General features: G+C 65.9%; 10 protein-coding genes and 1 tRNA gene. 1 reads left to right on the top strand and 10 read right to left on the bottom strand.

Annotation, left to right across the window (positions count from 1 at the left end; all coding sequences use genetic code 11):
* Positions 1 to 310 precede the first annotated feature (310 nt).
* The 8 genes from HS053_RS21670 to HS053_RS21635 all read right to left on the bottom strand — a co-directional run bounded on the left by HS053_RS21670 (position 311) and on the right by HS053_RS21635 (position 5035).
* On the bottom strand, positions 311 to 748 hold the full coding sequence (locus HS053_RS21670; RefSeq protein ID WP_174213320.1) for a phage tail terminator protein: 438 nt from the start codon (positions 746 to 748) through the stop codon (positions 311 to 313).
* The gene (locus HS053_RS21665; protein ID WP_174213319.1) at positions 748 to 1179 is read right to left on the bottom strand and encodes a gp436 family protein; all 432 of its coding nucleotides are present in this window, start codon (positions 1177 to 1179) and stop codon (positions 748 to 750) included. The genes HS053_RS21670 and HS053_RS21665 overlap by 1 nt, the downstream gene beginning before the upstream one ends.
* Positions 1179 to 1496, bottom strand: a complete 318-nt coding sequence (locus tag HS053_RS21660) for a Gp49 family protein (RefSeq protein ID WP_174213318.1) — start codon at positions 1494 to 1496, stop codon at positions 1179 to 1181. The genes HS053_RS21665 and HS053_RS21660 overlap by 1 nt, the downstream gene beginning before the upstream one ends.
* Positions 1497 to 1607: 111 nt before the next feature.
* The gene (locus HS053_RS21655) at positions 1608 to 1961 is read right to left on the bottom strand and encodes a hypothetical protein (RefSeq protein WP_174213317.1); all 354 of its coding nucleotides are present in this window, start codon (positions 1959 to 1961) and stop codon (positions 1608 to 1610) included.
* 1 nt (position 1962) lies between these two features.
* Positions 1963 to 2937 (bottom strand): major capsid protein, encoded by a 975-nt coding sequence (locus tag HS053_RS21650; RefSeq protein ID WP_174213316.1) that lies wholly within the window; start codon positions 2935 to 2937, stop codon positions 1963 to 1965.
* Between the two features lie 18 nt (positions 2938 to 2955).
* Entirely contained in the window at positions 2956 to 3336 is a 381-nt protein-coding gene (locus HS053_RS21645) for a capsid cement protein (RefSeq protein ID WP_174213315.1), read from the bottom strand.
* Complete coding sequence (locus tag HS053_RS21640; protein ID WP_174213314.1) at positions 3333 to 4412, bottom strand: phage protease; 1080 nt, start codon at positions 4410 to 4412, stop codon at positions 3333 to 3335. The genes HS053_RS21645 and HS053_RS21640 overlap by 4 nt, the downstream gene beginning before the upstream one ends.
* Before the next feature lie 104 nt (positions 4413 to 4516).
* Positions 4517 to 5035, bottom strand: a complete 519-nt coding sequence (locus HS053_RS21635; RefSeq protein ID WP_174213313.1) for a phage virion morphogenesis protein — start codon at positions 5033 to 5035, stop codon at positions 4517 to 4519.
* Between the two features lie 17 nt (positions 5036 to 5052).
* Between HS053_RS21635 and HS053_RS21630 the strand changes: the two genes are divergently transcribed.
* A tRNA-OTHER gene (locus tag HS053_RS21630) sits at positions 5053 to 5128 on the top strand.
* Positions 5129 to 5133: 5 nt separating this feature from the next.
* On the opposite strand, the gene HS053_RS21625 is transcribed toward HS053_RS21630, so the two are convergent.
* Positions 5134 to 6417 (bottom strand): phage minor head protein, encoded by a 1284-nt coding sequence (locus HS053_RS21625; protein WP_174213312.1) that lies wholly within the window; start codon positions 6415 to 6417, stop codon positions 5134 to 5136.
* Positions 6410 to 8056, bottom strand: a complete 1647-nt coding sequence (locus HS053_RS21620; protein WP_174213311.1) for a DUF935 domain-containing protein — start codon at positions 8054 to 8056, stop codon at positions 6410 to 6412. Before HS053_RS21620 ends, HS053_RS21625 begins: the two co-directional genes overlap by 8 nt.
* Positions 8057 to 8152: the final 96 nt, after the last annotated feature.

Below are 8152 nucleotides of genomic sequence, written 5' to 3'. Positions count from 1 at the left end.
CCGCGGGTGACGTCCTGCCCCTCCATCGGCATGACACGCACATCCTCCGCCAGAATGGCATTGGCCGCGCCGGTGGGCGTCGGATCGGTGCCGTAGACGGTTTCGATCTTGGCCAGCAGGGCCTGCAAGCGCCAGAAATTCGGCATTTACGCCTCCTTTGCAGGGGCTTTGACCGCCCCTTTCACAGTGGGTTTCACGGGCTCGTCGGAGGCCGTATCGGGTGCCGGGTCTGCGGCGGCCTGCAGCTGCCCATCAGGCTGCCGGATGTAGCTGCCGCCCGCCTGGGGCAGCGGGTGGGCGAAAGGCTCTGTCATGGGGTGTGCCTCAACTGATCCTGGATGGTGAAATCGAGCTGGTAGACGATCAGACCTCCCTGCATCGACACGAGCTGGCCCCGCGCCAGGCGGAAGACACCGGGGCAATCCTCCGGACCCCAGCCGGTCACAGCCTCGGTCGTGGCAAGGATCAACTGCTCCAGATCATCGGCCTGGGCGGCGCCGGTGGCATCGCCGATCGGCAGGGAGAACACGACGCTGACGCCACGATCGACCGCCTGGATGAAGGCGCTGGACGCGGCTTCGGACCGGCCGCCGGTCAGGCTGGAGGGCAGGACATGGGCTTGAAGCAGAGGCTGGGCGGAAGGACCGGCGCGCATCAGGGCGGCGAGATTGGCCGCCGGATAGACCCGACCATGGAACAGATCGCGCGCCTTCAGCCGGGCAATGAGCAAGGGGCTGATGGACTGCATCAGATATACCCCTTCAGACTGTCGGCCGTCAGGGGCCGCTCCCGATCCGTCACCCGCGCGCCGGTGCCGCCCGAGCCGATGGATTCAGCACCCGAGGCGACCGGCAGGCGCAGCGCGCCCTCGGACAGGGCGCGCAGCTGCCGCATGGCGTCGCTGTAATCGTCCTTCACCTTCTGGTTCGGCTCATGCCGGTGCAGCTTCCACAGGGCGATGGCGGCGGCCAGATCGACCAGCAGCGGCGGCACCTCGGCCAGCGGCAGAATATAGCGCGCCTTCAAGTGGGCATCGATCACTGCGTCGGTATCAGCCAGCGCCCGCGCCACCACCGCCGCGTCGATCATGCCCAGGGGGGTGACGCCCCGGTCAGTCAACAGGATCAGCACGTTCTCGCCGTGGCGGTCGATCAGTTGGGCAAGGGTGGCATAGGACATCAGACGGCCAGCCGTTCACGGAGCAGATAGCCTTCGAGAGGCCAAAGCTGGCGCAGGGCATCTTCATAGGCGAATGACTTGCCCGCTTCGACGTCGAAGTTGGCTGGGTCGGCGGGGGCAGACTTGCCGACAAGGGTGAAACCATTCGCCGTCAGCAGCACCGCAATGGTGAGATGCGGCGCGCAGAGCGGGTTGGTGTACTCCTCGGCCACGATCTTGGACTTGAGGCTGTCAAGCGTCACGCGGCTGGTGGTCTTCTGCACCGAGGCGGCAAGGTCTTCACCAGCCTGCAGCGAGGACGATTTCGGAGGCGTCATGGCATTCTCCTGTGAAAACCCCGGTGGCGCTGCCGCCACCGGGAGGTCCGACCCTCGAGCGGGAAGGTCAGGAAGGCTCATGGGCCGGAAGGAACCAGCCCGGAGCAGACCTCAGAAGGGAATGGGCAGCTCTTCCCAGTCCTCGTCCTGGACGGCGCCCGCCTTGACCAAGGCGGCAAACTCGTCGCGGGTCAACGGGAGCGGTTCGCCGATCTGATAGCTCTGACCATCGTGATCGATCGGGCTGATGACCGTGGCCAAGCCCTTTTCAACGCGGCCACCATCGCCGCCAGCAATACCGCGCCCCGGAGACAAGGAGGCAGCCGGGGCTGTCGCCCCGTCTCCGGTGGCTGCCTCCCCCGAGACGGTCTCGGGTTCGGCGCGGATCGGGGTGTCAGCCGGTTGTGCGGCGCCGTTTTCCCCCTGGGTATTGCTGGGTGCCGGGGACACTTTACGAGAAGTCATCTCAGGCCACCGCGTTCTGGATGAAGTAGCCGACATCCTTGGCGATGATGACTTCCTTCAGGCGTTCGCCGGTGCGGATGCGGAAGCCGCCCTCGAGACCGACATCTTCGTCCTCGATGCGCCCAGCAATGCGGGCGCCATACTCGGCCGTCATGCCGAAGGTGACGCCACCGCCCTCGATCGTGGCCATGGGGTTCTTGTGCAGCAGCGCGACGTGTTTGCCCCAGGCGCGGGCGAAGGTCGGGGTCTGACCGGGCTTCGCGGTGTTAACCCAGGCATCACCGATCAGCAGCTCATTGATACCCTCACCCGAGAACAGCTCCAGGAACTGCTCGCGGGTCACGATGCCGGCATTGGTCACGTTGCCCTTGACCGCATTGACGATCTTGGGGTGCGACGACAGCTTGGCCCAGGCTTCGCGCCCCATCACCATGGTGTTCGGGGCGTAGATCAGGGTGGCAGCCATCCCGGTCTTGATGACGCCGATCGGGTCGGAGTTGGTATAGTCCGAGAACTGCGAGGTGCCCGACAGCGTGATCCGCTTGTCCGAGGCATAGGTGTTCAGTGCGAAGACCGAGGCGGCGACCCGCGCTTCACGCTGGTTGGCCAGCGTGTCGGTCAGCAACTGAACTGCATGTGCCTCGGGGTTGAACGTCGAGCGGCCTTCGGCCCGCGCCGCCTCTGCCGCCCGCACATCCGAATAGGGGATGGGCGAATCGTAGCCGTAGTCATCGACGCTGTCGGTCTTCTCAGTGCCAGAGAAGGTCAGTTGCTGGACGCGGCCAAGGCGGCCGACGCGGGCGTCGGGAATGTTGAAGGCTTCCGAGATCGGATACTCGGTCCACTTGAACTTCTCGGCCGAAACCGGGAAGCGCGGCAGAACCTGATCGGAAATCCGCATCGAGGCAGTGTTCTGGAAGCCGATGGAGATCGCGGTCAGGACCGGATCGACGATAAAGGGACGGGTGGGGGCCATGCTGGGTTCTCCTCAGGATCAGGCGCGGTCAAGCAGATGCGGCTGCACCATCACGTCGATGAAGTCGCCGGACACCCCGGGGGCCATGGCGAAGCCGATCACCCGGCGGGTGGTGGCCGACGCGGCGGCGGCGGCGATGCCCTTGCCGTTCGCGTCCGCCATGATCGGCGCGCCCGCGGTCACGGTGCCGCCAAGCTCCAGCGAGGCGATCCCGATCAGAACGGTGTCGCACTGCTCGCCCAGAGCGGCGCCCATCGGACCGGAGACGCCGATGGCCGGCGTCGTGGCAGCTGCAGCCATGGCGACCTTGTCCGACGCGGCGGTGTCCGAGAACACGACGATGCGGCGCGGCGCGATGATGGCCGAAGCCTCATAGGCTTTGATGAATGCCGGGATCATTGCTTGCCCTCCGAAGCCATCTGGACCGCAACGGCCCAGTCAAGATCGTTGCCCTTGGCCTTCTCCGACGCCTGCAACGCCTTGGCCTTGACGACGAGGTCGTTGGCGCTCGACTGCATCGCGGCAGCAGCGGGCGGGGCGCCGGCAGTGTGCGTGGTCTTCATCAGGGCAAAGCCGTTGATCAGCTTTTCGGTCCGCGCGGGGTTTTCCTGGTGCATTGCCACGAACTCGGCCCGGTTGGTGGCGTTCAGGCCCATGCGGCCTTCCTTGATCGCGGCATCGACAAAGGCCGCAGCCTTGGTCAGCTTGCCGATATCGGTCAGCGCCTTCAGTTGGTTCGACAGATCGGTGACCTGCGATTGCAGCGCCGGGATCGTCGTCTTGGCATCCGCGCCGGCGGCTTTGGCTGCATTCAGCACGGCGGCGGTGTCAGCGCCCTTGTCGAGGCCAAGCGCCTCGGCGATCGAGGGCAAGGCCGCTTGCAGCGCAGCGGTCTCGCCGGGCTTGGCGGGCAGGGCGGCAAGGATCTGATCCTCGCTCGCCGCAGCGTTCAGGCCGAGCTTCTCGGCCAGCTTCTGCTGAAAATTCACGGATTCCTCCTGGTGAAGCGTGGCAAGGCCGCGCAGGTTCGGGTTGTTGACCAGCGAGGCGCGCAAGATGCGCCGCACGGTGTTGTCGGAGCTGTGCAGGAACACCGGGCTGATGCCCCGGTAAGCCTGGTCGGCCAGCAACTCGCGGCCCGAGTTGGCCCAGCGAACCTTGCCCCAGATGCCATCGGCACGGGCCTCCATGGCAGTGATCCAACCGCGGGCCGGGGCAGGCTGCCCATTTGGCGCGGCGAGATCGGTCGCGTGGTTTTCGTCGATCGGCAGTTCTGTGGTTTCGGCGAAAGAAGCCGCGATGATCGCGGCGGCATCCTGCACCTGGTAGGGGCCGCGACTGTCGACCGTCTCGATCCGGCCCGCCGAGGAGGGCAGCAGGTGAATCCATTCCGGCGGCGCGCTGGCGGCAGGAATGACAACTCCCATCAGGGCGACTGAACCGGAGGTGAATGTGTGGGTGGCGAGCTTTTGCATGCCGCCACAGTCGCAGATGCGCGCGGGCCGATACATCCGCAACACCTTGCGGGCGCGCGCGCCTTACCTCATGGCGTCACGGTGCGCCGGGCCATGGGGCTTCGTCAACGGCCTTGTGAAAGGGCGTCCAGGTATTCGGCGATGATCTCCAGAACCCCCTCACGGTCGGTGTCGGACAGGCCGAGGAAGGGGCGCGCGGGAATATCGCCCCAAGGGATGTGGTGGAAATGGTCGCGCCCCAACTTGTCCTTGCCTATCCGCGCGCCGAACTGGCCCTGCGCGGCGCCGAACTGCATGACCGCAGCATAGATCATCGGCGAGCCGATCTCTGCCGAGTCAGGCGCGGCCACGCCGAAGATGTCCTTCGACAGCACGCCAGTTGGCCCGAACAGTGGTCGCGAATCCTGCCGGTCGCCGCGTCTGGCATAGGCGGCCAGCGTGACGGGCGACTTCGGCGCCCAAGGCGTGCCGTCCGGTGCCACCCCGGACGGAAACCTGTTCTTGGTCGTCACGAGCATGAACTCGACGATCTCCTGCATGGCCGGGGTCATGTCCGCCATGCCCGAAGCCAACAGGTTCAGGCCTGTCATGATCTGCGCGTCGTTGATTTCGATGCGATACAAGACTATGTTTCCCTTGTGAGGCGGTGTACCCCGATGGGCAAGGGGGCTCTCCGCAAGGGGATCTGATGTTGGTTCGAGTCCAACCCCGCCTCACCCCCTCACCTGAATGCAGCCCCGGCGATTTGCAGAATTCCCCTGCCAAGGTCGGCCAGAAGATCGTCGAGCGTGACGACTCGGCCAGTCTGGACCGTATTCAGCGGGCGGCCAGCCTTCTTCACGGGTGTGTCGACTTCGATCACGAGCTTTCCGTGCCCATCCGGCAGATCGAAAACCAGAAAGAACACTGGCTCTTTCGCGTTGGCGTCAAGAAAGACGGCGCGCGGGTTTTCGACATGGCGCGGCAGAGCCTTATACCAGTCAAGGTCAAGCGCATCCACCTTTGGCGCGCGCGCGGCCGGGCGTGTGGTGGGCGCAGTGACGTGCGGAGTTCCTCGGAACGAGTGCTGCACGTTCCTGTCCGTCACGGCAATCTCGGCCGTCGAAACGCCGATCCCCCGTGCCGCCGCATCCTTGATCCATTCCGGCTTCAGCGCACCGATGATCATGTAGTCCTGCTGCACATAACTGCTGAGTGCCCGGTCGACGAATTCCGCGAACCTCCGGGAAAGCTCGTCGGACCGCGATGGCGGCATGGCGGCGAAGGCACTTGCCCCGATCTGGGCGGGCAAGTGCGGCAGCCGTTCCGTCTGGGCGATGATCAGATCGGAGACTGTCGCGCCCGGTGCATAGCCCCAGCCCCTGTCGATCCCCTTCGGCGCGCGGGTCCTGGGGTCAAGTGCCTGCCAGCCGTCGGCAAGGGTCTTGGCCGGATCGCCGCCGACGCGCCGAATCCCGGCTGCGGTTCTGGCGCCGACGACATAGCAACTGCACCCCCAGCCATTCGGCGGGCTGTGCGTGGCCCAGAACGCGTGATCCGGCGGCAGGGCCAGGCCGTTCCAGCCCAGATGCAGTATCCGCGGCTCGCGCGATCCGCCATGCCGATAGACCCAGAAGGCGAAGTTCCCGGCCAAGAGCTGCGCGCGGCGGCCGGCGGCATAGGTCGTGGCCATGTTGGTGCGGTAGATCACGCGCGTGCGCCAGGCCTCGCCCTTCGTGGTGCCTTCGCCGGTCCAGCCGTGCCAGCCATTCTTCTCGACGATCGACCGGAAGTCTCCACGGAACTCCTCCAGGCTGCGACCTTCGGCAATGGCCTTGTCCACGGCCTTGGCCAGATCAGCCAGAAGCTCGGCCTTCGTCGCTCCTGCCACCATGAAGCCGCGGTCGTGGAACTGAGGGCTGACGTCGTCCCATTTCTGGGTCGGGCGCAGTTCGGCCAAGCGCAGGCGCCAGGCCGCGACCTGCTCGGCGAAGGGCTTACGCAGGATGACCGCGAGATCAGCCACCCGCTTCCTCCTCGACCGCCACCCGACCGGCGCCCCAGGCGGCCATCATCGCCGCTGCCATCACCGTGGCCAGCGCGCCGCTGTCCATATCCGGGAAGCCAGCGAGCAGCATTTCGCGGCACTCCTCCAACGAACCGGCGGTCGCCAGCATGGTCTCGGCTTGGTCGATCATTCCCTCGATCGAGGCAGCCGCTTCGGCCTCCAGACGGTCGGCCAGGGCCTCGACAGCCTGGGTCACGGGATTGCCGCCGGAAATGGCCGCTGGCGCGCCTTCCGCGTTCAGGGCGGTCGTTCTCCGCAGTGCGCCCTTACCCCCTTCAAATTTGGCTCTTTCCCCCTTCAAATCGTGCGCTGGAGCGTCGGGAAGTGGCTCCGGCGGCGTCGGCCGAGCCGAGGGCCCCAGAATCTCCTCCCCGGCGGCCGGTTCGGACAGGCCGAGCTTTTCGCGGACCTCCTTCTGGCTCACGCGCAGGCCCCGGTCGACCATGCCCCCGAGCGCCGTCGACAGCTGGGCGATATCGACCACCTCCGGGCGGCCGATCACGAGCCGCGGATAGGCGGGCAGCGGACCGAAGTTCAACTGCATCCAGGGTCGGATCAGATCGCGGTTCAGGATTGCAGCCAGTGCCTTGGCATCGGCCCGCTCGATGTCCTCCTGAACCTGACGATGCTCTTTGCCCGACCCGAGGCCGCCCGTCACGGCATCTGTGGTCGCGGTCTGGCCCAACACGCATTTTGATATCTGCCGGTCGAGCCAATCGGCGCGCTTTTCGTAAAGATCACCGGTCGCGCTGATTGACCCGGTCTCGACGAACTCGATCTTCATGCTCTCGGGGATGATCGCCGCGCAGTCGCCCGCTATATTCGCCACCGCCCGGAACAGGGTTTCCTTGTCGGCCTCGCTGGCACCGGCCCCCCATTTGCCGATCCGCAGCGGCTGACCGTAGGTCTGGGTGAAGATCGCCCAGTCGCGCTCGGTGAACTTCTTGAACATGTAGCCCCACATCGCGATCCGGCTCAGGCCGGAGCGCAGGGGCAGGCCAGACTTGGCCTTGATCGAGGCGGCGATAAACTTGAAGGCGGGCAAGGGCTCTTCACCGCCGGTCGCCGTCTTGATGGTGGGCGTGCGCAGATCGATCCGATCAACCCCGAACCAGCGCGGGTCGCGCCATTCGAGGCGGGCGGGCTGCCATTGGCCGGTCGAGGTATCCCAGATGATTTCGGTGAAGCTTACGCCCTTGCCGATGCAGTCGAGGATGTCGAAGACTTCATCAGCCAATTCGTCGCGCTTCAACCAACTCCGGACCAGATCGGCCCGCGCTGCGTCATCGGCGCTGTCCGAGGCGGCCTCGACGGTGATGTCGATCTGGCTGACCGACCGGCGCCGCGTCCCCAGCACGCCCGCGAAATGCAAGTCCCGTTCTTCGATGGTCTCCGCCAGTTCCAGATAGCGGGCCGGGTGGCCCAGGTCGGCTTCGCGCAGGATGCCGGAGAGACGCACCGGATTGAGCCCATCGCCGGGATAGCCGGGCATCGGGCTGCGCAGGCCTGTGACGGTCGGCGTGGCGATCTCTTTTTGCAGGGTCGCCCGCTCGACCGGGACGCCACGGTGATCGAGAAGCTGAGGGGTGCGGGCCATCGGGGCCTCCTAATATCTGTTGGTGCCGAAGATGACCGCCGCGAGGGCAGCGAGCATAACCCCGTCACCAGGGCGCGGATTGGCGGACAACGGTTG

Source organism: Tabrizicola fusiformis, from assembly GCF_013328815.1.
Taxonomy (GTDB): domain Bacteria; phylum Pseudomonadota; class Alphaproteobacteria; order Rhodobacterales; family Rhodobacteraceae; genus Fuscibacter.
The sequence above is the reverse complement of the archived record's forward strand: the minus strand, read 5'-3'. Positions and strand labels throughout refer to the sequence as shown.